A 25453-nucleotide genomic window follows, 5' to 3' on the forward strand; every position below is an offset into this window, starting at 1 on the left:
GATCAGGGTGCCACGCCGAGGACTGCGAAGACAGTAGCTGTGCTGTCGGTCTTCGCCAGCCAGCGGCCGACGAAGTTCGTCCTGCGCAGGATGTCGTCAAGCTCGTCGGGCATGCGGAACCCTCTGGGCCTTCGAATCCTTCCCCGCAAGCAGTCGGTCTCAAAGGTGAGGACACCGTGCGAGACGCCGAACCGCAGGCCCTCCCTCACCGGGTCGACCAGGGTCCTGGGCGCGCGGCGGGAAGCCGGCCCGCAGCACCGGGTTGCGCGAGGTCCAGCTCGTCAGGTGGGTCCGGGTGTTGGAGGGAAGCGCCATCCGGGTTTTGCGGTGCAGCACCAGGGGGGCGACGACGAACGACAGCGGCCATGGCATCCCGTGGTCGGACTCCTTGCGGTAGCCGTCGGCGGCGGTGGCCAGGACCGCGGAGATGAGCGCCGGGTTAAGCATCGCCGCCACGATCGGCGGCCGATCCGCCCACGCCGTCAAAGCGTCCCCCCTACTGTGCGCGCGGCCCCGGCGGGTAGAACGCCCGCTCATGCGTTGACCTGCAGCAGCTCTTGGATGCGGCTTTCGAAGTCGGGATGCCAGCCGACCCGTCCGGTGTCCGCCAAAATGTGGCGCTTCCCGCGCGCGAAGAACGGGTCGTTGTAGCGGGAGCGGACGGTGATCCCAGTTTGGGCCAGCAGCTGTCGCAGCAGCATTTTCCCCGCGTCCTGCTTCGCGGCATCGTCGGCGTCATCATCGAGGCCATCGAGCATCCACTCGAATTCACGCTCCCACTCGTCGACCAGCTCGGCCTCGAACCTGGTCAACTCAGAGACACCAATGAGGTCCTCGTCCAGCCACCGCACCGTCTGCGTATAGGCACGGTAGTAGTCCACGATCGCCTTCTGCAGGTTGCGGGGAGGATAGGCCACCCACTGCATCTGCTGCACGAACGGATGAGTCCGGTACTCCTCAGCGACCGTGTCGGCATCGACGCCCGTCAACTCCACCAGGGTGGGCAGAGTGTCACGGGTGAACTGGTCGCGGATATCCGCGATCGCCGCCTGTGCCGCCCCCACGTCGAGGCCACGCAGCCGGCGCTGCAGCATCGCCAGCGCCTGCTCGTCCCACCAGCGCCAGACCATCGCCAAGAACAGGTCCTCGTGCCCGGTCGGCAACGCCCACTGCAGGTGCCCCCGTACCAGCGCTGGCACATCCTCGATGTGCTCGGATCCGTCAACGATCTGGATCCTGGACACGAGCGTGCGACGGTCGGCCTGATCCAGCGCCAGGAACTGCCCGCGAGCTACCTCGGTCTCCTTCGAGGTCGCTTCGCGTGCCACGGACTCCAGTAGGCCCAGAGCCGCCTCCTCGTCGCGCGTCTGCGGGCGCAGAGCCGCGACGGCTGTACCTTCCCCCGCAACCTGAGTGGTGACCAGCACCAGTTCAGGACCAGCGGAGTCGCCGGGCACGGCAGTATCCATCCAGACCTTCAGAGTCCGCCACACATCGGTCGCCGAGTCCGTCAGCGCCCTATGGCTGCTCTGGTGGTGCTTGACCTGCAGCAACTGCGTCGCGGTGCCCTCCTGCTCCCACGCGACGTCATCGTGCAACTCCAACGTGATCGCCGCATCGGGGCGGCTCGCCCCGGACCGCAGCAGCTCCACCAGCGCCCACCACGTCTGATGCTGGTAGCCAATCGCACTTGGAGCAGCGCTATGCGAAGCCTGGGCCATCCTCCGAGTTTCCACCGGCACAACGATCACGTCCAGCCGACGGACAGGTCATTCGATATCGACATGACGGAGTCCTTCAATTTCGTCGGCCGGGAGCCCCGCCCTGGAGCCCCATAGCCACACTGCGGCACGGGCGGCTCCGCCACCCGCTTGTGGCTGACTGCGGATGTCCAAGGTCAGCTGGGCCTCGATGGTTGGCGCCACGGTCCCCTTGAGGTCCTTCAACGGGATGCCAGGGTGAATGTCGAATCGCACCTGCCACCGGGCGAGGTCGGGGATGAGTTGCGCGGAGGTCCGCACAGGACTCCTGACGGCGGCGGAGGTTTCCTGGTCGGCTTCTCGCCTTGTCGGTGCCGATTGCCGCATTGGTCAGGAGGCCGGCGGTGCCGGTCTGTCCGCGGGTGCGGCGCCACGATCCCCAGTTAGGCAATCTCCACCTTGCGGCGCATACGCCGGGCGCCCCGCTCGAGCCGCCCCAGACGTCGCTTGAAGCTGAGACCCGGCCGGACAAAGAGCCAGGTATGGCGCGACTGCCCGCACCGCCAGACCCCCGAATTATGGACTCTTGGTCACCGATACGTGGACGTGTGCCCCGTTCTCATACCACACCCAGTCCAGCCCTGCGTCTACCGCAAGTCGGGCCAGGCGTCCGAGCTTTGCCCTGTCACCGTCGCTGATAGTGAGGTCGGCCGCGCGTCCTTCGTAATGCACGCTTGTACACGTGTGTTCGCCGTTCTCGTCCCAAGCCTCGGTGACCCGGAGTTTCTTGCCCGGCCACTCGGCAGTGACGAGTTTGGCGAGCTCGGCAAGCTTGTCGCGCAACCGGGGTGTCATCCTTCGGTCGGCGCCGGTCTTCTCCTCGTCCTTGAAGACGATGTCGGCATTGGTGTTGTTCACCAGGGCTCTGAACTCTGCGGTGCCACGACTCACCTTCGCCGCGATGGCTCCGACCACGTCGGTCTCACTCGTGTCCGGTACTTTCTGACCGACAATGAGCGTCGGCTTCGACGTCGCACCGCTGCCTGCGCCGGCACTCTGGCCCGTGGCACCGAGAATCTGCGCCATCAGGGCACCGAGCGGAGCGGACCACTGCCACCGATTCCGTCTAGGGTGGGCGGCGCCGGGGTCTGACCGAGCGCTGAGAGCAACGCCCGCTCCTCGTAGCCGACGCTGTCGGCAGCCCGAGTACCGCCGTACACAGGTGGAAGCACCAAACCGTTCCCACCCCGGCCGGCGCCGTCGCCGCCGTCGCCGCCGAGCGATTCGGGGAAGCTGGCGCCGCTCGACCCCGTGGCGCCGCCGCTCGCGCCGCCCGAGGCTAGTGCGCCCCGGAGCCGCTGCCGTTGGCTTTTGTGGAGTCGACCTTCTTACCCGCGTTCATCAGCCCGCCAGCGGCGGTCAGACTGGTCGCAGCCAGGCTCGCTCCGCCGGTGAGGTACGCCGCGCCCGCCTGAGCTGCCACCTCTGCGATCTTGCCAGCGATCTCAAGCTGCTTGGCCTGTAGTTCGGTTGCCTGCTCGCTGGCCGACTGTGCACCGGTTGCGATGCCTGCAATGCCCCCTGCGCCAGACCCAACGTGGCGGCGGCCGCGCTCATGTCGCGGAACATATTGCCGTTGGCAACCGCGTTCACCGCGGCCGTGCCCATGGTCGGATCGGGCAGGCTGGTCGGCCCTACGATGTTGACCAGCGGCGTGGGGAATTGACCGGGCTTGAGGTCCATGCCTTGCGGCTGCCCAGTGGTGCTCACCGGAGCGATCTCTGGCGGCAGGATCGGGATGGGCGCCTCGTGCCAGTTGATGAACCGGCTGATGTCGATCTTCTCCGCGCAGTTCGCCCGGCCAAGTACCGCTTCGGCGAACAGGCCATCAGTGGGCATCGACACCAGGGTTGAGTTGGCCTTGTCGGGTGCGAGCTGGTCCTCGCCCAAGCCATGGTCCTTGAGCCAGTCGAACCACCTCTGATGCACGGTCTTCCCCTTTTGGCCGCCTCTGACCTCCTTGGGGTCCAGCTGCATGCGGAAGGCGAGGTAGTTACCGACGAAACCCACCGGCTTCGGGTCGACCCACTGCAGTAGCGGCTTGAGATCGCTGTCGTCGCCGTAGGTGTAGTCGGCCAGAAGCATCGCGATCGCGGTCTCGTCGAGCTCGGCCCACAGAGCCTGGTTGTAGCGCACCCGATTGCGCTGTAGGTGCAGAAGTAGCCTCTGCTGCTCAAGGTCGCTGACTGCCCCTTGAACCTCCATCAGGGTGGTCAGGGTCCCGCCGGAGACTGGCAACGTGAGCGCGGCGGCAGGGCCCTTCCCAAGCACAGGCAAGGTGAGCGTGGCGTTCGGCCTGACGGCTACGTTGTTGGTGTTGAGGGTGAGGCTGAGGACGTTGGTCAAGTCCAGCTCTTTGGAGAACTTCGCCTCGCCAGTCGCCGCAACGTTGGCGACCTCCTGGCTGCCATCGGCGAGCGTGGCGATCACCTGCGCCCCCGCGTCGACCCCGGTCAGCTCCATCGTGGTGACGTGTGCCGCGTCCGCCAGAGGCAGCCGGTCAGCTGCGACGTCTGCTCGGTTCAGCGCCTCAACTAGACCCGGGTAGACGAACCGCATCCGGCCCACCTGCTCGGCCAATGGCTGCACCAGCGGTCCGAGCGACGCCCCCGACATAGTTGACGTGGTGGTGGTCGTCGGCAACGTCGGTTGCCCTGGCGCCGGGTCGGGCGTAGGCCCCTTCGGCAGTGTGGGAAACCGTGCCATCGGGCCCTTGACGTAGCGCAGCAACAGCTCGCGGATGTCGGGGCTGATCGCGTGCGGAATGAGCGCCGTCGCCTTGTCCGGGGTCAGGTCGGCGGCAGCAAAGTCGAGCAGTTTCAACGGGACGAACAGGACCTTGTCCACCTTGCGAAGCTGGGTCTCGACCCGGCACACCTGGATCAGCTCGTAGAACACCACGTTCAACGCGTGGGCGTGGTTGTAGTTGGCCAGGATGCGGGTACTGGCCGTGGCCGCGTCACTTTCAGAAATCTCCTCGACCACGGTCGCCCGGCGGTCCCGCGCGGCCGACGCGTGCTGGTGCGTGGCCTCGTTGATGTTCTGTTGCATGGAAGAGTTCACCGTGCGCTTGCCCTGGCTGCCGGTGACAGTCATGGCGTTGGTGGTGTTGCTGGCCTCGCCGCCGCTGATGGTCGGGCCGCCGACGATAGCGCCGAGCACCCCGCCGCTATACGACTCGCCCTGTTGGTGGCTGTAGGAGCTCCCGAACGTGGTCGTGGACCCGTTCTGAGCCTCGCTGGCGACCGCGGCCGCGACCTCGTTCAGTGCTCGGTTGTGCGTGGTGGCGTTGACCAGCTGCTCCGCTTCGGACCCGGCCTCGGACCGGGAGCCTGCCTGGCGGCGGGTCCAGTCACGCTGGGCAACCCGGACCACCTCGCCGGCAGCCAGCGGGATGGTCTTGCGTACGTCTCCGAGCGCGAGTCCCTGGTGGTACCAGGACTGCTCGTAGTTGAGCAGGGCCCCTTCCGCGACGTACTGGAATCCGGCCCCCGCCTGGGCGAGGGCGGCGCTGAGATCCAGCTGTCCGGCGGTCAGGATCGGCGTACTGCTGGGCTTGGCACCGGACGCGGGTCCGTGAACCTCGCCGAGCACGAGTGTGGTGTAGCGGACCGATTCCGTCGGCAGAGCGTTTCCCGGGATCAGGTCGGCCGGCACCGTCTCGTCGAAGCCCGCGCCGCTGTCGGCTGCGGCGGAAATCCCGACAGCGAGGTCCAGCAAGTTGCGCGCCAACAGATACGTCGGCCATTGAGCGAGCTCGCCAATGTTTTTGACCTTCAAGGCCTTCTCGAGAGTGTCGCCGGCTTTTGTTGCGACGGCGCGCAGTGTCGACACCGACCACGTCGCTGGCGGCTTGTCCTTGGGATGCTTGTTATTGACCCAGTCAGCTGGAGGGGAGCCTGTCGGCCAGGTCCCGGTACTCAGCGATGCCGCGGTGGAGAACACCACGGAGTGTGCGAGGTCATAGACCGTGCGGACGCCGATGCCGATCAGCGCGTCGCGAGTGTCGGCGTCGACGCCAGGGAGCGCGGTCACCGGCAGAGCGAGCACGGACTTGGCCAGTGGAGCCGTGGTGCATGCGGAAAGGGTGGTGTCAGGCATGACGGCCTCCCGAGGCGGACGTGTTCCATGTACGGAGCCGCCCCTTGGCGCGCTGGCCCGCCACGCGGCATGTGTTGGTCGTGACCTGCCCGAATCGGGCTCGCAATAAGCCCATACAGTCTCTTTTGGGCTAATAGGGGTTCGGGGAGTATCGGGGCAGGAATCACCGGTACAGCCCGTGCATCCGTCGTGCCGCACAGGCACGACGCTGACCGGGGAGGCAGGGGCGGGCGCACCGACTTCCGAACCGTCAGATCATGGACAGCACCACCCGGCTTCGACGCCGGGGTCTTGGACCACCCGCCCCCAGATCCCGTCCGCCGACCACAACCAGCGCTGCCGGTGGATCCCGCCACCGCCCACAATACCTGTTACTGACCGGCAGAAACGGCCGCAGCCACTCCCACTACCTCGGGCGGGAAGAGCTGCCACACAATGCATGGGCTACCGACGGAATTCGTTGACCTGCGGAAACGTAGCTCGTGATGTGTGGATCTCCCGTGTTGAGATCTGAGGGTTCCCGGGTGAACTTCCCTACGTCGACGTCGTCCGTTGGCTCCCCTGGCGTTATGCCGGACCGCCGCCTGATGGTGTCCCCGTGGCGCGCCGGATGGGGAACATCGTTGGGATCGGATCGTTCGTGAGGAAGTCGACAATGAGCTGGTTGACCTGCTGGGGCTTCTCCATCGGCAGCGCGTGAGAGGTTCCCGGGACGACGGCCAGTTCGGAGTTGGGGATCGCGCGATACAGGGCAATCGTGTGTTCGAGTGTCATCAGGTCGTCGTCGCCAACGAGGACGAGTGTGGGCGCGCTGAGGCGAGCCAGGTCCTCGGTGGAGATGGTGGGCTGCGTGCCGATCATGTCGACCATCTTGTTCACGACGACCGGCCAGTGGGCGGCGCCGTCGGGCGACGCGGCCTCGTACATCCCGCGGAACTCCGCCATGGCGGGAGCATCCGCCGACATGTCGTCCAGCATCGCCGGCGCCGCAGAGCTCTCCGGGGCGGGGAGGAAGTTGGCCCCCATGGCCACAACCTTCCGGACCAGGTCGGGGCGGGCGATGGCGACGAGCAGGGCGACGATCCCGCCATCGCTCCATCCGACGAGATGGGCCGAACCGCCGACGACCGACTCGATGAAGGCGATGGTGTCATCGGCCATGTCCTGGTACGAGAGCGGTCCTTCAACGTCGGGCGTATGCCCGTGCCCGCGACGCTCGGGCAGGAACAGGCTGTACCTCGCCGCGAGAGCGGCCCTCTGGGCCCCCCAGGTCTCATTCGTGCACAAGCCGCCGTGAAGGAGGAGCAGCGAGTCGCCAGCGCCCTCCACCTCGTACCACGTCTTCACGCCGGGTAGCTCCACGTATCCGCCCATCGCCGCAAGCCTCTCTGGAGTGCCGCCGTTCACCCTCAGTCTCCGCAGCCGATTGAATGACCCGCAACGCGACGGTGCAGCTGAGCGCCCAGGTGTGTGAGCGCCCGCCCCACTTGGCCGCCCGCCCGCTGACTCCGCGATGGGCATTCCGTCACCTGACGAGCCGCATTTCGTCGGTAGCCCTGCATCCGATCGGGTTCGTTTTCTGAACGCAGTCAGCCCGAGGTCACCAGCGTTCACTCGTTTCCGCGAGCTCATGGGGCGTGTTCCATGTGCTCCTCGAGTTCGACGGCGAGCGCTGGATCAGGCCGGGGGACCAGGCCGTAGTCCTCGTCGGTGTCTGCTTCGAGGCGGCATACGGCGTCGGCGAGCTTGAAGTGATCTAGTGCCCAGCTGAGCATGCCTCCGGTGCCGCAGGAGGGGTCGTCTACCCGGTCGCCGTGCCGGAGCGGGGCGATGGCCGTGATCGCAGCGACAACGGCGCGGGGGGTGTAGAAGCTGCCGGTGAGCGGGGTGGGGGGGCGGTGTCGATGCGCGGGTACAGGTGGTCGCTCCCGGTGTGGTGGAGGATGAGGGCCTGGCGGTACCAGAGACGGGCCATGTCGTCCTCGCTGTACTGCGTGTGGTGCAGATAGAGGCAGTAGGCAGCGGTGGCGACACCCGCTCCTGCCGCGAACTGCCACCAGAACTGGGCGCCTTCGGAACGGTCGGACAGGTAGAGCAGGCAGGCGAAGGTGAGGGCCCCGGCCGGCTCGATGCGGGAGCGTTCGTTGACGAGCTGGGCCATGGCCTCCACCGTGTCCGGATCGCGCACGACCCGACCGGACAGCTCCGCCAGGCTCACGGCGGCCCGTCGGTAGACGGGCGGGTCCGCGGGGACCGGCTCCGGGCGCCGCCGGCCGGGGGACTCGGCTTTGACCAGGCGGGCACACTCGTCCATCGCGTCGGTGGCCCGGCTCAGTGCCCGGCGGGCGATCCGGTCGAGCATCGCGTCGCTTTCGTCGGCGTCGAACTCGAAGCCGGGCACCAGCACCTGCGCCTGAGGCAGCAGGTCGTTGATGTGGTCGCGGTCCTCCCTGCGGGTCATGCGATCTCCTCCGCTTCCGTTTCCTTGCTGTACTGCAGCCCGAGTTCGCGCGCGAGGCGTCTGCGTGCGGCATGGGTGTGCGAGCGAACCTCCCCACCGAGACGCCCATGATTTCCGCTACTTGGGTGACGTCGTAGTCCAGTACGAAGCGCATCACGACGACGTCCATCTGCCGCTCGGGCAGCCGCGCGATGGCGGCGTACAGGCCGAGCGACGACTCCAGCACCTCCAGTTGCCGACGCGTGGCGGTGCGGACTTTGGCGAAGGTCGCGGTCTCCACCAGGGCTGTGCTGCCGTGGGGGAGCGCCAGCTGGTTGGCGAGCGTGCGGCGCAGTACGGAGTGGGCGTAGCGCTGAACGCTGGGCTGGGTGAGAACCACCGGCCAGGTTTCCAGGAGCTGGACGAAGACCGACTCCACTGTCTCGATCGCCACCGTGCGCTCCCCGAGGTGCAGGTACGCGTATTTGAGGTAGGCGCGGTGATAGCGCTGGTAAAAGGCCTGGAAGTCCAGCGGCGGGTCGGGTACTTGGCGGGTCATCGCGCCTCCTGCAGGCTCTCGCCCGAGGCAGGCGTGGTGTCGGAGGTCCCACGGCGTGCCCGGGCGATCTCAGCTGCTCCGACACGGACCCCGGCTCCCCGGAGTCGCCGTCCGAACAGCGCGATGTCCCGGCCGAAAACGCGCGCCGCGACTACCGCTGACGTCACGTCGCCCCATCCCCAATCCACATGGCTCCCCTATCGGGTCGACGCCGGGCCCGGAGCCCGGCGTGTGGTGACTGTATGAAGTCATCCCATCGCTCAGAGCCCCCGAACCTTCAGCCGCCCCTCAAGACTTTTCGGCGAACAAGCGCGCGCTCGTCCGCGCGCGCCCCCCACTCCCAGTGCGCACCGCACATCTCGAAGCCCTCGCGTGTCGGGCCTTCGCCTGGAGTCTCCTTTTTCTACTGTCTCTCCCATGGCCCATCTGTGCGCCAAGTGCGGGTGCCTGTACCCGGACGATGCGATCGAGCAGACGGCGCCGGAGGAGCGACAGTGCCCCCAGTGCGGGAGCGAGCGAGTCAGCGCTGAAGCACCTGCTGGCCTCGCGACTGTTTCCGCCACGGCTCACGGCCCCGACAGGATTGAGATCGCGGCTCGTCTGTGGCCCCGCTGGGCCGGTATTGCGATCGACCAGGCGCTGGCGGCCCGCCTGGCTCGTGAGCAGGCTGTGGCAGCGACCGACCCCTCGGCGGAGTCTTCCGCGCTGAATGAGGAGTTCAACGCTGCGCTGGTCGCCGTGGCCTCCTCAGCGCACACGCTGGATGCCCTCTACGGCTCGGTGGTACCGGCAACGAGCCGGGCCCAGTGGAGGAGAAACCGCACCAAGCGGCGCACGGCGGTCCACGAGGGCCTGAAGCTCGTGTTCGCCACCGGGCCCCGCAACACCGCCTGGGTCGACGAGTTCAAGTGGCTGTTCAGTCTTCGGGACGCGTCGGTCCACCACGAGGAGAAGCCCAGGAAGACGGTTCCCCATCCGTCCCTGGACACGCACACCGGCCCGGAGTACGCCGCCTACTCGACGGAGTCAGCAGACCGAGCGGTCAGGCTGATGCTGGAGGTCCTGCGCTGGTGTGTCGACCATCCAAGACCCCAGGCACCCACTACCGGACCCCAGACGCCCACCGCGGACCAGTGGGCTGAGGACAACAAGCCAGCGGTGACTGGCCTGGAAAGCCGTTGGGCGCAGGCGTGAGCATCGGCGACCGGCGTATGGGCCGGCTTGCGACTTCGTTTCTGCCGAAACGAAGTCGGCGAGGTGGCAGCCACGCTCCCATGGCCTCCTGCGGCTCCCGGTCGCTGCCCGTTGCAGGAAGCCGCCGGAGGGGCTAGTGAATTGGCTCGAGGCAGGAGATGGTCGCACCGTCCGGGCCGTATTTGGGGTCGGCCAGGTAGTCGCCGTCGGCGCATGTCGAACCGGCTTTCTCCAGTCGGCGAGTCACCTTGTACTGGGCGCTGGGTGCACTGCAGTCGGTGATCTGCAAGTCCTGGTTGGCCCAGTCGCCCTCGTTGCGCACGCACGCGCCGACAGGGAGAGTTGGCGTGCTGCCGTCGCCGACCAGCAGGCCGGTCACGATCAGGGCTGGGATCGCGACGGCGACGAGCAGCATCGGCACCAGGAAGAGCAGAGCCTCGGGGCGGCGCGTCAGCGGTCTGCCCGGGGCGAGCGCCGTCCGGAAGCCTCCCGTCGGGGCGGCGAGCTTGCGGATCCGGTCCCACGTGGCGAGGTTTGCCAGCAGGGTGATGGGCGTGATGATCACGGACAGCGGTCCCCACCAGCCCTGCCAGAGGGTCTTCGCGGACATGTCACGGACGGTGGAGAGGCCACAGTCACGGCAGAAGGGCCCGCGCAGGCTCAGGAACCGCATGATGACGACGATGCCCTGATGGCCACGCACGGTGGCGGGTACGGCGGGCATCGCCCCGCAGATGTGGCAGGCGGGCGCGCCCGCCTGCGGTGCGTACGGGCCAGGTGGGTACGGGGAGGCATAGGCGCCATGCGGTGGTGGATAGGAGTTCGCCGGCGGCGGTGCCACGTACGGGCCGGGAGATGGTGCGTACGGGCCGATGGGCTGCGACGGCCAGGCGTGCGGGCCGGTGCTGTGCGGTGGTGGCGGAGTCGCCACAGGAAAATCCCCCTCAGTTTCGTGGCCATGACATGCCGATCGTCATCGCCGGACGCGGCGACCCGGAAACCCTAACCCCGCGCCCGCGCAGGCACCGTGGCGGGCCATCAGGGAAGACCATGTAGTCAGGGCCCCAGCCCTCACTGCCGTAAGTCGCCCGGCGCCGCAGAGCCCCGTCGTCCCGGAACACGGCCGTAGGCTCACGCGTGGCTTTGTTTGTGAGCCGTGGGATCACACATTCCGTGAGAGATCAGTGCCTGGGGCTCTTCTGATCGGCAGACTGGAGCCATGCAGGTCGGGAATGTTGCCGGGAGCCATGCTGTCCGGTTCGGTGTGACGATTGGGGCGGTGGCCGTGGCGCCGCTCTTGTTGGTTGCTGGGGCTCCGGTGCGCTATCGCTTGCTGCGTCATCTCTATCGCGAGGATGGGCCAGGGCTCGTGGACAAAGAGCGCGATTGGGTGAGTCCCTGGTACTTCGTGGTCAATAACGCGCTCGTCTTGGCGCTCTGTTGGCCTTCGCAGTACGTAGTTCAGCGAGCGCCGTCGTGCCTGAGCAGGTCCGTCATCGCCCGTCGACCTGCCCGGCCCCGTCGCTGAGCTGACCCTTCAGCAAGTCGCGGTCCGCCGCGGCCACGCCGTTCTCGCCCGGACAGACTCACCCTGGCTCTTCCGCGGCGGTCAGCCCGGCCGCCCGATCAGCGTCTGGGCCATGGGTGAACGTCTCCGCAAACTCGGCATCCGGCTCGAGAGACCCGCTCAACTGCCCTGTTCCAACTCGCCACGGAACTGCCCGCCGCGGTCCTCGCTCGCACGCTCGGCATCGACATCACCGTCGCCGTCAAAATGGCAACGGGCCGCCGCCGGAGACTGGGGCGCCTACGCAGCTGAGGTCAGCCGCCGGGAGACTCACCCGCACCAGGAGGAAGACACTCGTGCCCCTCGATGACCAGAATGAGAACGCGCAGACCGCTGCAAGCCACGATGCCACGGAAGCAGGCTGGCAGGCCGTTCGCCGAGACGGGCGTGTCCGCGATGAACTCATCAACGCTGCCTACGGCCATCCTCGCCTACGGCAGCTCTTCCCCTGGACAGGCATGGGAGAACTGCACTTCAGTCGCTGCACCGAACACCGCTGGACATGGGACATTCCTTACATCCAGCCCGCCAAGGGAGGCGGCTACTGGGTCTCCGGCCCACTGCGCACTGAATCGGTCGGTCCAGCCGCAACCGCAGAAGACGCCATCGCCATGGTCATCGCGAGTGCCGGCCAACGCCGGCCCGGCGTTTGTGGGAACCCCCGAACAGCTTGAGGACTATGAAGCTTGGCCTGGCAATCACCCGACCACGAACCCAGGCGCTGAATGACCCCGGCCGCAAACACCGCTCACCTCACGACATTCGCTGGGGTATTCCGAGCGTTCCAATACCCGAGCACACCATTACGCGCCGGGGAAGAACGCCGCCGGGAGGCTGTCGAGCGGGTCACCCAGATGCAGTTCGACCGTCACGGCAACCGCGTCTGGAGACAGGCCCAGGCCCTGCTGGACACCGACCACCTCCGGCGCGCCATCGGTAAAGTAACGCGACGGGGAGCAGAAGTATGGGTACGGATCCCGGTAGGGATACAGGTGTGAACGGTGCAGCGGACGCCGAGTCTCCGCTGATCTACGCGGTCCGGGCCGGAGACACCGCCTCGGTGAAGAGACTTCTCCGGGAGGACAGCGGTCCCACCGTGGGCGCCGCCGCGTTCTGCCTGGCGGTTCGGGCGCGCTTCGCGGCCATCGCCCAACTGCTGCTCCAGTACGGCGTGGATCCCCGCCAGTGCGCACCGGGCAGCCTGCTGCCGCTACGCGAGGCGGTCGATTCGGGCTCGCCCGCGTTGGTCCAAGCCCTCCTGGATGACAGGATCCGGGGACGCTACGCCAAGTCGGAGCTACTGGGCATGCGGGACCTCGCCCGCCACTGGCGGGATACGGGGGTCGTGGCCGAACTGCGGCAGCGCACAGGTTCCGAGGATGTCGTCACCCGGACCCGGGTCCAGGACGACGAGTTCAACAGCGTCGACGAGTTCACCCTTGACGGTATGACCGTTCGGGACGGGCATGGGGCGATCCTCACGCACCTGGAGGAGCTGCTCGGCGTCCGCACCTCGTTCGAGGAGCTCATGGACCGGGCGTTGGCCCACGCCGACCAGAACCACACGGCATGGGCAAGTGCCACCATGCTGCTGGCTCACCGGCGCGACCGGGAGACCTGGACGGCTGCTGCGGCACTGCGCACGCACACGGACCCGGTTCACCGGTTGTTCGGTGCCGAGGTCCTGCGGCTGACCCATCTCTTCGACGACAGTGACGAGGACGCGTTCGCCATCCCCGCCCTGGATACGTTACCGACTGGTCTGCCAAGGAGACGGACCCCGCCGTCCTCGCCGAGGTGCTGGTCGCTCTCGGAGAACACGCCGACCCCCGAGTGGAAGTGGCCCTCCTGCCCCACGCCGGCCACCATGACACCCGAGTCCGGCGGGCGGTGGCGCGCGGGCTCAGTGCCTGGCCCTCGCCACCTGCCTTCTCCGATGCCGTTCGCGAGGCGCTGCGAGAGCTGATACGCGACCCGGAAGCAGGGGTGCGGCAGGACGCCTGCCTCACGTTTGCTGATGGCAAGGACCACGATCCCGTCCTCACCGATGCCATGGCTGCTCTGCTGGACGACGAGGACCGCCGCGTCCAGGTCTTCGCGGTGTACGGGCTCGCCCTCCACGACGACGAACGGTGCGTGGAAGGGGCCAGCCGACTTGGCCCGCCGCAGCCCTCCGACCCGGATGAGGAGCACTACCTCGGCGCGGCATGGCGTTACGCGCGGCGCCGAGGCGGCCGCTAACCCGACCACCGCTGCCACACCGCACTCGAAGGCAGCCACCGATCAGGTGTGAACAACGCTGAAGGTCAATGCACCCAGCGCGTCGAAGTACGCCACGAGGATAGGGTTTTGGCCATCGGATGGTCCGATCGGGTTGAACGGGTTCATTCGCGTCACGGCCAAGCCGAAGCCCGTGCCATGCTCCGCTCGCGCATTCGGACGATGCGCCTAGCTGATCTGGGAGGGATCATGGCACGAGTTGGATTCCGGAGCGTTCTCACGGCGTCCGCGATGGTCGCCGCGTCACTGCTCACGTCGACGGTGGTGGCGCCTGCCGCCAATGCAGCCGGCAAACACTGGGGCCCGATCTACGCCAAGAGCGGCCATACGGCCATCGGCTCCGCAGATGGAGACTTCGCCAACAACGGGGGTGTCTACGCCACAGTCGGCGCCAACTGGCGTGACCTGCGCAACGATGGCATGCCCACGTTCGTAAGGGTGGAATTCTTCTTCCTCGTAGAGGGCAAGTGGGAAAGCGCTGGCAGCAGCGAGACCGCCCGAACCCACACTCACGCCAGCGGGCTCCTGTCCCGCAGGCTGAGGCATGAAGCGACCGCAGCACGCGCCGCGATTCACGTGTGCGTCGACCGCAACGCCCTCCCAGACTTCTGCTCGCGCGACGCGATCGTGTCGTTCAACTACTGACCGACTTCTGCCTGACCGTGCGCACCCGATCGGCACATCGCCGACCGGGTGCGCACCCACCCGGTGCGCTTTCCACGAACCCGGAAGTACGGGACGGGATGATCCCAATCGCGTCACCCCGGACCTGGTTGCGCCGCTTGGCGATGGCGGAGGGCGGTTCCGGGGCGGACTGAACATGCCATACGGGCACGTCGAACGGTGTTCGGTGTGCGGCAGACCCTGGGTGCTAGCACGGCGGTGTGCCGCTCTTACGACGTTCATCTCCAACCGGCCCTCCCGCCACCCGATCAAGCGTCACAGCTGGGTGGCTCTGCCTCAATCCGCTCTGCGCACCGGCCTGGTTCCTCTCCTGGCAGCCGGTGTGAAGGTGCGAAGCACCATCGCCCGAGTGCGGTTGCGGGTCCTCAATCCGGTTGTTGACGGGTTGTCACCGGAACTTCACCCTGCGAGATCTACCCGCATCGACTCCTCCGGGCCACGATGAGCGGCGCCCCCCGCCCGTCAACCCCGGCCCGGGAGTCGATACTCATGCGCACACACGCCCGTCACCCGCCGCTACGCCGAGCTGTGGGGGCCCCTGCACTGGCAGGACGAGGCCATCCTGCCGCTCGGCGAGCGCTTCGAGGACCAGCCGCAGCCGGGCACCCCACACGACTGGGGTCAGCGTGCTCTACACCGCGTGGCAGATGATGCAACAGAACTCCGGCACGAGGCAGTCGGTCGACCTCAAGCGGCACAACGTCCTCCCGCCAGCTGCCCGGAAGAAGGCGAAGGCCAAGGCGAAGCAGTCGGGCCTTGTGCCGACCGTGGGCGACGGCGTCGTGCGCGTGCTCGACCTCGCCGCTGCCCAACGACCGGCGCAGGCCGACGCGGACGGTGACGCGGATGCCTTCGACGGACGGCGACAGGTGGAGTGGACGTTCCGGTGGAAGGTCCGCCGTACCGCCGCATGACGTGCATGAATCCCCGCCTCCGCCACGAGATGCGGTACCGCGAACGCCGCGAGGATCTGGTTCCGGAAACGACGAAGGTCCCAAGGGCAAGCCCCTCCGCCCGACGGGCGGTACGACGTTCACGTGCGACGTCCCCCGATAATGCCCATTGGTCGCCCAGCAGGCCGATGGCACCGTTTAACCACCGTGCTGCGAGGCAGCGTGAGTCTTGAGATGGCTCTCGCGGTCAATTGCGTTTCCCGTGCTGAAGGTCAGCCCCGGCCCAATAGACAAATGCCGCAAAAATCGCCGAGTATATCGCGGTTGGTAGGAGTGAAGGGCCCTTATCGGAGAAGACTTGCTCCAGCACTTTCCAAAGGGCCGTGGCCGCGCACACGGCTGAAATTTTCCATGAAATCCCATTCCATGGCTTGGCTTCTTTCATTCTTCGCCTTTTTCTTTGGAGGATGTCCGCTTGCTGCATGGGGCGGATCCTAGTCCGGATCCGCCCCACTTTACGCATGCCTGAAGGTGGGCTATCTAACTAGCTGGGACCGTTTCATCTCCACCAGTGGCCCCTCCTGATGGCTCTCCACTTGCCGCGCCCGAGCCTCCAGACGTTTTGGGCATGCCCCCAGCCCTCCGTTATTCCAGTGACACCGCCAACCGCAGCCCATCCGCATGCCGCGAATCCGGATCCGCTGGAAACACACCCCTGGCGCCGGGCCCAACTCCTGGTGTGACCAGAGAGCCCTCGCCACCCTCTGCTCCTATAGACGCGCCACGCCTTCCTCCCGTAGTGCCAGGCGCGTTTCCCTTGCCGGTAGGCCCTGTAGGTCCTTCCCGCTACTCCAGCGTAAGGGCACCACGAGAAGCAGATTGAGCCTACCGAGTAGAGGAAGCTGACTGTGTTGTTCTTGCTCCTGCAGCGCTCACTCCACGGATTCCAGCACCGTTTCCCGTCGAGGTCGAAGTTATTCACGGGGTCGGCGTGACCGTAATCGTACGAGTTGGCGCTGCCTCCGTACACGGGGTCAACTGACAGGAAACGTCCGGTGCCTTGGTCGTACAGACGTACCCCCATGAGGGTGGCACCCGTGACGGTTTCGGCTGAGCGTTGCTTGCTTCCGAGCCAGCCGTAGCGGGTGGCTGCGGTGTCGGCTGCGGGGTTGCCGTACTCGTCGTAGGCCAAGGCCATGGGCGCCTCGGTGGGGTCCAGTGGAAGCTGAACGGTGACGTCGCCATGGATGTCGGTCAATTGGAGGACCGTGTCGCCGCTGGCGCTTGTCGTGGCGTCGAGGTCTCCGCTGATCCCTTGGACGTTGCGAGTAAGTGTTCCCGCGGCCTCCTGGGTCCAGTCGGGGCTATCGCCATCCGCTCCGTAGTGGTTGGTCTTGGATCCGGTCTGGGTCCAGGTACCTGCGTTGTCAGTTTCGGTGGTCCAGGCAGCGAGGCGGCCAGCCGCATCCGTGGTCCAGGTCTGCCGGCTGGTGCCGGAGGTCTGGCTGCGAACGAGGTCGTTGGCGTAATAGCCGATGGTGGCGCCGCTGGACTGAGTGGTGGTGCGGCCGAACGCGTCGTAGACGACGCCGGTGGCGATCAGCCGGTCGGCGGTGTCGTAGGTGTACGACGTGGTCGTCGCTCCGGTGCTGGTGCAGGAGGCACCGATAGCACTGGTGGCGACAGCGAGGGCCGTGCGGTTGGTGTTGTCGTCGAAGGTGTAGTCGCGGCGGGTGCAGGACGCGTCGGGGGCGGTGTCGTCGGCCCGCGTGAGACGCCCTGCCGCGTCGTAGGTGTAGCTCCGGGCATGGGTCTGGCCATTGTTGCCGGTCGCCATGACGGTCTGGCCATGGGTGGACTGGTCGGCGGTGTCGGAAGCGACAACGGTGCCATCGCTGTCGCGGGTGTAGACCCGGGACGTCTCCGCTCCGGTCTCGTCCTGGGCGATGGCCAGGGTGTAGCCGCCGGGCAGGGTTTCGGCTGCCAGGTTGCCGTTGGCATCGTAGGTGGCGCTGAAGTTGCCCGCCAGGGAGTCGGTGCGCGAGGTTTCCAGGCCGCGCGGGTCCTTGGCTGTGTCGTAGGTGTAGGTGGTGGAAGACGGTGCGGAGTCGGTGGTCTTCACCGGTCGGTTCAGGTTGTCAAATTCGGTGGCTACGGCGTTGCCCGCGCCGTCGTTGTAGGAGATCTCCCGTCCGAGCCGGTCGTATGTGTGGGTGATGGTCTGCCCGCCCGCGCTCACGGTGGCCACGTCGCCGCTGTCGGCGTCATATGTGGTGGTGGTAGTGGGCACTGCGGTGCCGAGTCCGCCGGTGATGGCCGTCGTGGTGACGCGGCCGGCGCTGTCGTAGGTCGTGGTGGTGGTGCGGGTGACGGAGTTGGCGGTCTCGGTGACCTTGGTTGCGTTGCCCCACCGGTCGTACTCAATGGTCTTGGTCGGTAGCTGGCTGGGGTTGGAGCCGCCGCCGGTGATGGCGCCCCCGGGTCCTGTGGAGCACACGAGGTCGGCCCACGCAGGGCGACCGTTGCAGGCTCCGGTGCCGGTGGCCGCGTAGTAGGTGGTCACCATGGCGCCGGCGTCGGTGCCGTTGGACTTGGGCTGCGTGGTCTTGGTGACGCGTCCCTGGGAGTCGTACGACGTGGCTGTGGGGAGGGCCAGACCGCTTGGGTCGGTGACCGTGTTGGTGGGAACGCCCTTGACCCAGTCGTACTCGGTGGTGGTGGTGCGTACGTCGCCGTCGGAGGGGTAGCCCTCCACGAAGGCACCGGTCTTCACTGTGGTGAGCTGGTTGCTGATGGTCGCGGTTCCGTCGGTGGGGCGGCCCTCATCGTAGGTGTTGGCAGTGTGCTGCCGTGCCGCGATGTGGGTGTTGGCGGGCAGGTCGGTGCCGCCAGTGCCGGCCTGGAGCGCCGAGGTCAGGGTGACCTGGTGCAGCGGGCCGTACTCGTCGGTCTCGCCCTGGCCGTCGCTGGAGAACACCGAGCGGGTGGACAGCTGCTGGGCGCGATCGGCGGTTGACATGCCGTCGATGCCCAGCGTTTTGAGCTCGGTCAGCAGGTCACCACTGGTAGCCAGGGCGAGCTCGCGGTTGCCTGCGCTGAGGTTGCGGACTGTGTTGCCGAACTGGTCGTACTCGGTGGTGGTGATGTGCCCGCCTGGAGAGGCGGTGTTGACCTCGCGGCCGGAGGCGTCGGTGTAGGTGACGGTCGCCCGCCCGTAGTTCGCCGCCGTCAGGTCCGAGCCGCTGTGGGACAGCGGGATGGAGTCGACCGGGAAGAGGGCGGTGGCGTCGGCCGGCACGTCGGTCTGTCCCCATGCAGCCACGTTGCTGGTGCCCATGGCCTGGGGGGCGCTGGTGCCAGTGAGCGGCACGTCGTAGACGACCGATGTGATGGCGGTCGTGCCGTCCAGGTCGCTCTGGCTGCCCCGTGTCAGGTTCGGCCGGGATGCGGTGAGCAGCATGCCGGGCCCGGCGGTGGCTGCGTTTCCGGCTGTGCCGTAGGTGAACGTCCAGGCCAGTTCGCCGGCCGGGGTCAGGGTGGTGACGCGGCCCGCACTGTCATAGGCGTACGTCGTTTTGAGCGCCGGGCTGACCCGTGGGTCCCACTCTTGGCGCAGGCGGCCGGCATCGTCGTAGGCGTACTCGGCAACCACAGTCGCCGTGGCGGCCGATGCGCCGGAATCAGTGGTCCACTGCTTGATCTGCTTCAGTCGGCCGGTGTAGTCGCCGAAGGTGACGGGGGTCGCGGTGGTGGAGGTTGCGTAGACGAACTCCAGCATCCGGCAACCGGCCGTCGACGGCGTTGTCTCGCAGGCGGAGGATGTCACTGCCGAGGTGGGGGCAATGGCGTACTTCGGTCGGGCCAGCGTGTCGCTGCCGGAGACGACCTTTTCGGAGACGATCTTGGTGGTGGAGTTGGCCGTCGGCAGGTAGGTGCTGGACACCTGCCAGGTCGTCGCCGCGGAGTCCACCTTGGCGAATGTGGTGGATGTGCCTTCGTCGTCCTTGAGTGTGAACGAACCGGACAGTGAACCGGACAGGGTCAGATCCTCGGCGCCGGGTTCCGGCTTCCAGCCGTTGGAACTCGTGGTGGTGAAACCGGTCTCGCTGCCGTCCACGTCGACCAGCGCCACCGAGGTGGCCGAGGTCTTGCGCACGTAGGCCCAGTCGGAATCAGTCAGCTCCGCGGTGGTCCCGGAGGTCCACTGCGGGCCGTAGATCGCTACCTGGCCCTCGGCGTCCGAACCGGCGGTCGGGCGGCGTGAGGACGCGGTGCGCGACACCGACAGGCCGAACCCGGAGGCGTCGGTGGCGGAGAGGGTGAAGTCGCCCGTCAGCGTGTTGACCGAGCCGGAGCCGACCTGCTCGGACGGAGCGGTGCCGGCATTGCGGTCCACGGTGATGGTGCTGGACTGCGAGTAGCCGGTGGTCGTGCCGTCGGTGAACGCCGCGCGGACATCGATCGGCCCGTCCTGCGACAGCGAGGAGGTCACATTCCAGGTGAGCGCGGCCGGAGAGCCGTTGCTGACTGGGACCGGCCAGGCGGAGACGGTCGAACCGTCGGAGGTCTTGGTGACGTCTGCGACAGGGACGGTGTTCCAGGAGTCGGTCTCGCCGCGCCGGTACTGGTAGGTCACCCCGGTGTAGGTGGACTTGCCCTTGGACGTCAGGCTGAGCCGGCGGGCGCTGGTGTCGCCGGCGCCTGGAGTGAGCAGCGCGGCGCCGTCCGCGCCCACGCCGAAGTTGTACTTGGTGGTGCTGGTGGACAGGTTGCCGCCGGAGTCGACGGTCTGGGCGTACAGGGTGTGCCAGCCGTCGGCGGGGCTGATGGACACGGTCAGCGGGTCGCCGCCGTTGCCGTCGGCGGTGTCGTCCACCCGCTTGGACAAAGCCGGGTCGTCCAGGCCCCACTTGAAGCCCTGGCCGTCGGTGGATGTTGTATCCAGCGTGCAGGTCACCGCCCCGGCGGCCTTGGCCGCCCAGGTGTCCTGAGCGTAGGTGGCACAGGACACGGTCGGTGCGGCCGGCAGACCGGTGTTCAGCACGAAGGTGGTGTAGCCGGACCAGGAACCGTAGTCGGTGCCGTCGAAGGCCCGAGACCGTGCGCGCAGGTGAGTGCCGGCCGGAAAGGCGTTGGCCGAGGGCACCGCAAGGGTCGATGTGAACCCTGCCGGCACTGTCTTGCCGTAAGCCGTGTACGCGTAGGTGGTGTCGCTGTAGGCCGGATCCGCGGTGAGCTCGAACTGAGCCTGGGCGCTGCCGCCGTCCGCGTCACTCACCTTGGCCGACAGTGTGGGGGTGAGCGAGGTGACGTACCGCTTGCCGTTGTAGGCGTTCACCACCGACGGCGAGATAGCCAGCGCCGAAGTGGTGGCATAGGAGTTGTACGTGACCGTCAGATGTGGTTCGACCGAGTTGTCCCCGGAGATGTAGTTCGCCGAGCGGAAACGGCGCCAGGTCAGGGTGTCGGTCTCGTTGGCCCCGAGGATCTGAAGGCCGTAGTTGGCCGAGCCGTTGGCCCAGGCCTGCACGATGGCGTCGATGTCGAAGTTCATCGTGCCGGCTGGGCAGGAGGAGCTGTAGCCCAGTGCGGCGGTGTTGGTCACCGCGCCCGTGGTGGTGGTTGTCGGCTGGGCACCCCAGGTAATGGTCGACGAGGACCAGTTGGAGGTGATCCGGCGGACCTGCGTGCCTGCCCCGGACGTGGAGCAGGTCGAGGAGTAGTACGAGTACAGGGCCAGGTTCGTGTCGGTGATGTGCTTGCCCGCGAACTTCGACACGTCGAAGTTGAGGTACGAGCGCGCCTTGTGCGTCCCGCCGTCGTACGTTCCCGACTTCAGCTCGGTCGAAGAGACCTGCGAGTCGGTGTAATCCGGCGTCTGGAGCCAGGTGTCCGTGGTGACCGCGAGTGTGGAGGTCGGGTCCACCGTCACCGGGTAGGTCGCTGTGGCCAGGAAGCCTGCCTCGGGGGTGAGCACCAGCGTCTGAGAGCCGTCCGCGGCGGTCTCGATCTTCGTGTCGACCTTGGCCTGGTGTTCTGGCTCACCGGAGGCAGGGTTCCTGCTGGAGTCCCACATCATCGGAGCCGGCGCCTCGGCCACCAGCTTGCCGCCGGAGTCGTTCAGCAACAGGTGACCCGACTGCGCTTGAGACAGCTTCAACCCGTCCAGGTCCAGCGGGATGCGATACGACACCTCCGCCTGCGGTGCCTGCGTCAGGACCACGTTCTGCGAGAAACCCTGCGGCAGCGCCGTGACGGTCAGCGTCTGCCCGCCGCCCAGGGCGTAGGAGGCGGTGTCATCCTTCACCGTCGGCGTGGGCAGCTTGCTCTCCCAGCCCAGCCCGAAGGACTTCTCCCCCTTGGCGACGCTGGCGAGAGCAGTGTCGCCGCCATCGGAGACCGTGATATCCGCGGCCGCGGCCTGCGGCGTCAGGGCAGGGCCGGTATCGGTCAGCCCGGTGTCGATGGCCCGCCAGACGCCGTTCTGCTCGACCCGGATGGGCCCAGCGTAGCTTGTTGTCTGCAGATCTCCGGTCGGCAGTGCATACGTTGTCGAGTCCGCCGTCCGTTCCGACAGCACTTCGATCTTCCGGCCCTGCAGCCGCGCCATCAGCAGCGCGGAAGCCTCATTCTTTGCCTCTGCCGGTCCCGCCGCCACCACAGATGGGGCGGACACGGCTGGCGTCTCGGCGGTCAGCGCTATCGCTTCCCCGGTGGACTCCGCCACCAACGCCGTCTCAGCGGCCAGCATCAGCGCCAGCGAGCCCGCTATCCGACGCAACCGTCTACGAGCCGACGGCGCAGCGGACACACTGAACGGGCCGGGTGGCCCGCCCCTGAACCAAGAACCCATTGCATCTCCTTCAATGGATCTCCACACAGGAGATCGATGAGGAGATCTACAGCCCCAGGTCAAGTGGCGTGCGCTCGGGGTCGCTGACAGGCCAGAACTGCCAGCCGCCGCCGTAGTCGGCAAGGCGATATGAGCGGAATGAAAAGCCTTTGGCTGTGCTTCGAAGGCCTTCGAGGGACTCGAAGGCACCCCCGAAGGGCAAAGGAACGGCAACGAAGTGACTTGGGGTAAGCTTTACCTATTTCGTGGAACCCGAACGCTGTTGCAGACAACTCACCACAGCCTAAGGAGAGTTCCGGCCAGCAAAGGTACAAGAACAGTAAAGTCGATCAAGGTGGGAAATTGGCAACCCGGCGGCATGACCCAGCGCCGGAGGGAGAACTAGCATCAAACCCACCCGCCCGGAAGCGATGGACCGCCCGCCTCACGAACGGTGACCTGGTGACACTCCATAAGGTCAGCGACCTGCGGCACCGTCACCCCCCGCGCCATCAACCGAGGTTTAGCCCGCTGAGGGATATGTCGCCTTACCGCCGCGGTGCCCCAAGAGGGCGGGCCACACGGGCCGAGCTGGGCGTGCAGTGGGTATCCCCGGCGGCCCTCGGGGTCGGAGGCCTGCCTTATGACGGCACGTCAGTCCTTGCCGTCGAGCCACGCGAGGTGTTCGCCGTAGCCTTCGTCATCCGCGGTGTCAGGGCTGCGGATGTACGTGCAAATCAGGCACTGTCCGAAGCCGACCCGCCCTCTGATGTCGAGGCCCTGGACGCAGAACGTTCTGTACCCGCAGATGGGGCAGGTGTCGAGATCGTGGCCGTTCGGGTTGTGTTTCGGGTGGTATTCGTTGGGGTTATCGACCCCTTCCGCTCGTCGGGCGGCTTCGTCGTCACCGATCAGTTCGAGGAACGCGGCGGCCCGCGTTGCGGAATGCCGGTCCTCTTCCCTGGCGTTCTCCCACGCCCGATCTGCGTGCTGCTCGCTCATGGTCCGCAGGCTCTTGTGGTCATCAAGCGCCAAAAGGGCATCGATGTGCTGGCGCTCCAGGCCTCCCGTGCCCCGGGCGTGCCGGGCTGACTGGCTGACGTCGAGACCGTCTACGAGCACACGCGCGTCAATCCGCGTGTCGAGAGCGGGCAGCTGGCGCCAATGGAAGTTGGAGTCCGCCGGGCTCTGTGGCGGCGGGCGGTCCCCGCGAGGGTCGGGGATGACGAGATCGCCATCGGCACCCGGGGTCACGTGTTTCTCGATCACGCACAGGAGTTGGCGGGCATAGAGCACGCGGCCCTTCTTGTCCTTCTCTTCACCAGGCCACTCGTGGGCCACGATCGCCGCCAGGCCGTTGGTCAGTGCTTGGTCGAAGATCCCCTCACTCCCCGCCAAGGAAGGAGCAAAGGGATCCTCAGCCCTCGCGACGGGTGGTGGGGCAAAGGGATTTCCGCCCCTCGCGACATCCGCCTCAAGGGTGTCTCCGATCCCCGATGTCTCCCGAAGCGCCAGGGCCAGCGCCACCGCGCACCTCGCGAACTCCTTGGCCCGCTGATCCTTCATGTCCTGCATCGTCTCGCGCGATGCCCCGCCAGCACCAGACAATTGCACCCCGGCGAAGCCGGATACAGGCCAGACCCCAGGTCCACGGAGCTGTCCCAACGGGTCGGCTGTCGCCCCAAGCAGTCCGTGAGGTCGTCCGTGTGCCTCCTTGCTTTGACGGCACGGCCCGGTGCGCGCCAGCTCGGATCTCTATGGCTGGCGGAATCCCTGCACCGGGTGGCCGAGGGTCCACAGGTCACCGGGGGCACGGACGAAGGCGCGGTGGACGCGCATATGGCGCCGGAGCTGCGCGGCGGAGACTACGTGGCCCTGGCGGCCGAGCGCGTCACGCAGCTCGCCCGGGGTCAAGGGCCGGCTACAACGGGCGAGGTACCGGGCGGCCAGCTGCTCGGTGGTGGGATAGGCCGGCGGCTGGACCACCATGAGCGTGTCGCTGATCGCTCGGTGTTCGAGCATGGCGGCGTTGCCCTGTTCGATGAGCGGTATAGCCAGCTCCCCCAGTCGCGAGATGCGCTGCCGCCAGTCGCTGCGGGACAGGTAGCCGCGGCGATAGCCCCACAGCAGCAGCCCGGCCGCGGTGGCTGCCGCCGGCAGCGGGTTGCGCACGGCCAGGCCCACCAGCCGCTGCGCACCCGCACCGAACAACCGGAGGGCAAGGTCGATGAGGACCAGCGCGTTCGCGGCGGTGGCCTCCAGACCAGCCAGGCGCAGCAGGTTCTGGGCGACGGGGATCCAGTCGACGACCGCGAACCCGAAGCGGGAGAAGACGCTGTCCTGGGTGACGATGACGCAGGGCCCCAGGAACTCCGCGAGCGCCATCGTGGGCGCGTCATCCGGGTCTCCGCGGTGCCGGGGCTCCAGGCATAGGTCTACCCGGAGGATGTGCCGGGTCTGCGGGGCCAGGTGGTCGCGGATCTCCAGGTCGACCACGCGAAGGGCGGGAAGGATCTGCTGTCCGAGCAGGCGGCGCACCTGCCGTTCCGGCACCTGGTAGTCGGACGCGACCCTGGCCAAGTGTTCGTCGATCTCGCCGGGAACGTGCGCAGCAATGTGGGGAGTTGCCCGGCCGGTGCCAGCCAGCGCGGTGACCTTGTCCTGCTGCCGTTCGTGCTTGACCATGTTGCAGGCTTCGGTCAGCAGCGCATTGGTGTCGAGGATGGGCAGCAGCATCGGCCCAGTCAGCACCATCGGGTTGATCGCCGCCCCGGAAGGGCGCCGCAGTGGCGATGCCGAAGCAGCACGGTCAAGCGTCATGGACCAATTGTGACGGCCCGCGTTGACGCATATGCAGCATTTTCAAGCGCAGGCGCTGGCCGGGGCGACAGCTGGACAAGACTCTGCGTCATCAGGGCGAACGAGCAGGCCGAGCATCATGTCGTGGGAGAGCGGGCACCCTTGCCCTCGTCGACGCACGCATCCGACCAAGCAGAAGTCCAGCCGTCGGCTCATGCTGGTCGCGTCCGCGTCCGAACCAGGCGGCCACCCGCTGCCGGAAATCCACCCACACATCCGTGCCCGCAGCTTGCACCACCGCGGTTCCCCCCGCTGCGGCCAGCGCCGTCAACGCCTCCACCAGC

General features: G+C 67.2%; 18 protein-coding genes and 3 pseudogenes. 7 read left to right on the plus strand and 14 right to left on the minus strand.

Features of this window, described 5'->3' with window-relative positions; translation table 11 throughout:
- Positions 1–2: 2 nt before the first annotated feature.
- The 9 genes and pseudogenes from FBY35_RS36725 to FBY35_RS37875 all read right to left on the minus strand — a co-directional run.
- Positions 3–209, minus strand: coding sequence for a three component ABC system middle component (locus FBY35_RS36725; RefSeq protein ID WP_260848437.1), 207 nt, complete (start codon positions 207–209; stop codon positions 3–5).
- Complete coding sequence (locus tag FBY35_RS36730) at positions 160–447, minus strand: three component ABC system middle component (RefSeq protein WP_260848438.1); 288 nt, start codon at positions 445–447, stop codon at positions 160–162. Before FBY35_RS36730 ends, FBY35_RS36725 begins: the two co-directional genes overlap by 50 nt.
- 86 nt (positions 448–533) lie before the next feature.
- A complete protein-coding gene (locus FBY35_RS00460) occupies positions 534–1721 on the minus strand; it encodes an ABC-three component system protein (protein WP_142211874.1) in 1188 nt (395 codons plus the stop codon).
- Between the two features lie 555 nt (positions 1722–2276).
- On the minus strand, positions 2277–2786 hold the full coding sequence (locus FBY35_RS00465; RefSeq protein ID WP_142211875.1) for a hypothetical protein: 510 nt from the start codon (positions 2784–2786) through the stop codon (positions 2277–2279).
- Between the two features lie 333 nt (positions 2787–3119).
- Positions 3120–5861 (minus strand): hypothetical protein, encoded by a 2742-nt coding sequence (locus tag FBY35_RS00470; RefSeq protein WP_142211876.1) that lies wholly within the window; start codon positions 5859–5861, stop codon positions 3120–3122.
- 567 nt (positions 5862–6428) lie between these two features.
- Complete coding sequence (locus FBY35_RS00475) at positions 6429–7235, minus strand: alpha/beta fold hydrolase (protein WP_142211877.1); 807 nt, start codon at positions 7233–7235, stop codon at positions 6429–6431.
- Positions 7236–7489: 254 nt separating this feature from the next.
- Positions 7490–7702 (minus strand): hypothetical protein, encoded by a 213-nt coding sequence (locus FBY35_RS37870; protein ID WP_399208325.1) that lies wholly within the window; start codon positions 7700–7702, stop codon positions 7490–7492.
- Complete coding sequence (locus FBY35_RS36740; RefSeq protein ID WP_260848440.1) at positions 7663–8322, minus strand: hypothetical protein; 660 nt, start codon at positions 8320–8322, stop codon at positions 7663–7665. Before FBY35_RS36740 ends, FBY35_RS37870 begins: the two co-directional genes overlap by 40 nt.
- A 100-nt stretch (positions 8323–8422) precedes the next feature.
- Positions 8423–8860 (minus strand): annotated as a pseudogene (locus FBY35_RS37875) (RNA polymerase sigma factor); the annotation flags it as partial.
- Between the two features lie 417 nt (positions 8861–9277).
- Here FBY35_RS37875 and FBY35_RS00495 point away from each other — a divergent pair.
- Positions 9278–10054 carry a hypothetical protein gene (locus tag FBY35_RS00495; protein WP_142211879.1) on the plus strand — a complete coding sequence of 259 codons (777 nt, stop codon included), beginning with the start codon at positions 9278–9280 and terminating at the stop codon, positions 10052–10054.
- 133 nt (positions 10055–10187) lie between these two features.
- On the opposite strand, the gene FBY35_RS00500 is transcribed toward FBY35_RS00495, so the two are convergent.
- Positions 10188–10985 (minus strand): hypothetical protein, encoded by a 798-nt coding sequence (locus tag FBY35_RS00500; protein ID WP_142211880.1) that lies wholly within the window; start codon positions 10983–10985, stop codon positions 10188–10190.
- 932 nt (positions 10986–11917) lie between these two features.
- On the opposite strand from FBY35_RS00500, the gene FBY35_RS36560 reads away from it, so the two are divergent.
- The 6 genes and pseudogenes from FBY35_RS36560 (at position 11918) to FBY35_RS00530 (ending at position 15499) form a co-directional block, all read left to right on the plus strand.
- Positions 11918–12295: a DUF6193 family natural product biosynthesis protein gene (locus tag FBY35_RS36560; RefSeq protein WP_260848441.1), complete on the plus strand. Its 378-nt coding sequence runs from the start codon at positions 11918–11920 to the stop codon at positions 12293–12295.
- Between the two features lie 290 nt (positions 12296–12585).
- Positions 12586–12876: pseudogene (locus tag FBY35_RS37880) on the plus strand (ankyrin repeat domain-containing protein); the annotation flags it as partial.
- Between the two features lie 542 nt (positions 12877–13418).
- Positions 13419–13565: pseudogene (locus FBY35_RS37885) on the plus strand (hypothetical protein); the annotation flags it as partial.
- Positions 13566–13607: 42 nt separating this feature from the next.
- Positions 13608–13862, plus strand: a complete 255-nt coding sequence (locus FBY35_RS36750) for a hypothetical protein (RefSeq protein ID WP_260848443.1) — start codon at positions 13608–13610, stop codon at positions 13860–13862.
- Between the two features lie 228 nt (positions 13863–14090).
- The gene (locus tag FBY35_RS00525; RefSeq protein WP_142211882.1) at positions 14091–14546 is read left to right on the plus strand and encodes a hypothetical protein; all 456 of its coding nucleotides are present in this window, start codon (positions 14091–14093) and stop codon (positions 14544–14546) included.
- Between the two features lie 665 nt (positions 14547–15211).
- Positions 15212–15499, plus strand: coding sequence for a hypothetical protein (locus FBY35_RS00530; RefSeq protein WP_142211883.1), 288 nt, complete (start codon positions 15212–15214; stop codon positions 15497–15499).
- Between the two features lie 226 nt (positions 15500–15725).
- Here FBY35_RS00530 and FBY35_RS00535 read toward each other — a convergent pair whose 3' ends face one another.
- From FBY35_RS00535 to FBY35_RS00550, 4 genes are all read right to left on the minus strand, one after another.
- Positions 15726–15962 carry a hypothetical protein gene (locus FBY35_RS00535; protein ID WP_142211884.1) on the minus strand — a complete coding sequence of 79 codons (237 nt, stop codon included), beginning with the start codon at positions 15960–15962 and terminating at the stop codon, positions 15726–15728.
- Between the two features lie 75 nt (positions 15963–16037).
- Positions 16038–22229: a DNRLRE domain-containing protein gene (locus FBY35_RS00540; protein WP_260848444.1), complete on the minus strand. Its 6192-nt coding sequence runs from the start codon at positions 22227–22229 to the stop codon at positions 16038–16040.
- A gap of 735 nt (positions 22230–22964) precedes the next feature.
- The gene (locus FBY35_RS00545) at positions 22965–23876 is read right to left on the minus strand and encodes a hypothetical protein (RefSeq protein ID WP_260848445.1); all 912 of its coding nucleotides are present in this window, start codon (positions 23874–23876) and stop codon (positions 22965–22967) included.
- 189 nt (positions 23877–24065) lie between these two features.
- Complete coding sequence (locus FBY35_RS00550) at positions 24066–25130, minus strand: hypothetical protein (protein WP_142211886.1); 1065 nt, start codon at positions 25128–25130, stop codon at positions 24066–24068.
- Positions 25131–25453 lie beyond the last annotated feature (323 nt).

The organism is Streptomyces sp. SLBN-118, assembly GCF_006715635.1.
In the GTDB taxonomy this organism is placed as follows: domain Bacteria; phylum Actinomycetota; class Actinomycetes; order Streptomycetales; family Streptomycetaceae; genus Streptomyces.

Coding starts and splice junctions, on each gene's coding strand:
- FBY35_RS36730 (WP_260848438.1), bottom strand. CDS start 447: ATGCTTAACCCGGCGCTCATCTCCGCGGTCCTGGCCACCGCCGCCGAC.
- FBY35_RS00460 (WP_142211874.1), bottom strand. CDS start 1,721: ATGGCCCAGGCTTCGCATAGCGCTGCTCCAAGTGCGATTGGCTACCAG.
- FBY35_RS00465 (WP_142211875.1), bottom strand. CDS start 2,786: ATGGCGCAGATTCTCGGTGCCACGGGCCAGAGTGCCGGCGCAGGCAGC.
- FBY35_RS00470 (WP_142211876.1), bottom strand. CDS start 5,861: ATGCCTGACACCACCCTTTCCGCATGCACCACGGCTCCACTGGCCAAG.
- FBY35_RS00475 (WP_142211877.1), bottom strand. CDS start 7,235: ATGGGCGGATACGTGGAGCTACCCGGCGTGAAGACGTGGTACGAGGTG.
- FBY35_RS36740 (WP_260848440.1), bottom strand. CDS start 8,322: ATGACCCGCAGGGAGGACCGCGACCACATCAACGACCTGCTGCCTCAG.
- FBY35_RS00495 (WP_142211879.1), top strand. CDS start 9,278: ATGGCCCATCTGTGCGCCAAGTGCGGGTGCCTGTACCCGGACGATGCG.
- FBY35_RS00525 (WP_142211882.1), top strand. CDS start 14,091: ATGGCACGAGTTGGATTCCGGAGCGTTCTCACGGCGTCCGCGATGGTC.
- FBY35_RS00535 (WP_142211884.1), bottom strand. CDS start 15,962: ATGCAGCAAGCGGACATCCTCCAAAGAAAAAGGCGAAGAATGAAAGAA.
- FBY35_RS00540 (WP_260848444.1), bottom strand. CDS start 22,229: ATGCTGGCCGCTGAGACGGCGTTGGTGGCGGAGTCCACCGGGGAAGCG.
- FBY35_RS00545 (WP_260848445.1), bottom strand. CDS start 23,876: ATGAAGGATCAGCGGGCCAAGGAGTTCGCGAGGTGCGCGGTGGCGCTG.
- FBY35_RS00550 (WP_142211886.1), bottom strand. CDS start 25,130: ATGACGCTTGACCGTGCTGCTTCGGCATCGCCACTGCGGCGCCCTTCC.